1 protein-coding gene and 1 pseudogene are annotated in these 1,194 nt (G+C 51.8%); both read right to left on the reverse strand.

Annotated elements, in window-relative coordinates; all coding sequences use genetic code 11:
- Positions 1–150 (reverse strand): annotated as a pseudogene (locus ACXRVY_RS30265) (glycine betaine ABC transporter substrate-binding protein); the annotation flags it as partial.
- Between the two features lie 68 nt (positions 151–218).
- The coding region (locus ACXRVY_RS30270) for an NAD(P)/FAD-dependent oxidoreductase (RefSeq protein WP_458239107.1) at positions 219–1,194 on the reverse strand (976 nt) is incomplete at its 5' end.

Raw genomic sequence — 1,194 nt, forward strand, 5'->3', positions numbered from 1 at the left:
CTCAAGCACCTTCTTTGTAATGCCGGTAATGGGCACCAAATCCTCCCAGGACATAGTCCCCATCACTATGTTTTTTTCTTCAGCATGTGCCTGCAAACTCATCATGCCCACAAGCGCGAGCGCGCAGAATGCCTTCCAAATACTCTTCATGGATTGTTCCGTTCTTATTAGTAACTTATTAAATAGCCTTTATAGGAAAGGCCGACAACTTAAACTTGTTAACCTTCTCTCCCGGCCCAAAATTCATGCCAACGAATGACTGAACTGACGCCCAGCTTCGTTATTATTTGGGGGGGGAGCCTGCTCGGTCCTGGCGCGTGACTGATACTTTCCAGAAAATCAGAACGTATACCCGAAGCCAATTCCGCCGCCATTACACCTGCCAGAGTGCTCTTGACCGTTCCCAACCCATTTTCGCAGCAAGCCGAATACAGGTTTTCTTCGATCTCGCCAAATGCAGCGGCGCTGTTACGACTCAAACACAGACGGCCGGCCCAGCTGAACTCCAACGCAGTGGATTTCAATTCGGGAAAGCGTGCATCCAGAGAATGTCGCTGTTCTTTGGCAACCGCCGCTACACGCTCTGGGGTGACCTGGATACTCGGGTCATAGGTGAATTTTGTCCGGATGACGATACGCGAGAGACCGTCTGTAGAGATTTTACGAACAGTCKCACCCATTGGATCAGCCGGCAACAAGGCCCACCTGGCTTTGCCCGGCACGTCTTTCTTGAATGCATCATCACTGTACGCTGCAGTCATGGAGGCGTACGTAAAGACGTGCAGCAGGCGTCCCCGATAATGACCAAAGTCTTCAATGTGGCCGTTCACTCCAAGAATGACCTTGGGGGCGTGCACCGTCCCGTTATGAGATCGAGCGATCCAGCCGCTACCCTGCTTCGACAATTCGATAACTGGAGAACGCTCAAAGAGAGTGATTTTCCCTTCCAGCCCTGCTGCCAGGTCTCTGATGTATTGTGCGGGTTGAATCAACACAGCGCCGGGGGTATAGATCCCTCCTTGGTAATAAGTAGACCCGGTGATTTCACGCATTTGCAGTGCATCGAACATCTCGAACTTTTCGCCAATGCGCTCAAGGGATTTGGCGTAATTGACGTTCAGCTTCAATCCCCGCTCAGTGGCGGCAGCGTTGATCTTCCCTGAAGGGTCAAAGGTCTCTGCGGACATGCCGTAC

This window comes from Pseudomonas sp. P5_A2_2 (genome assembly GCF_054177685.1).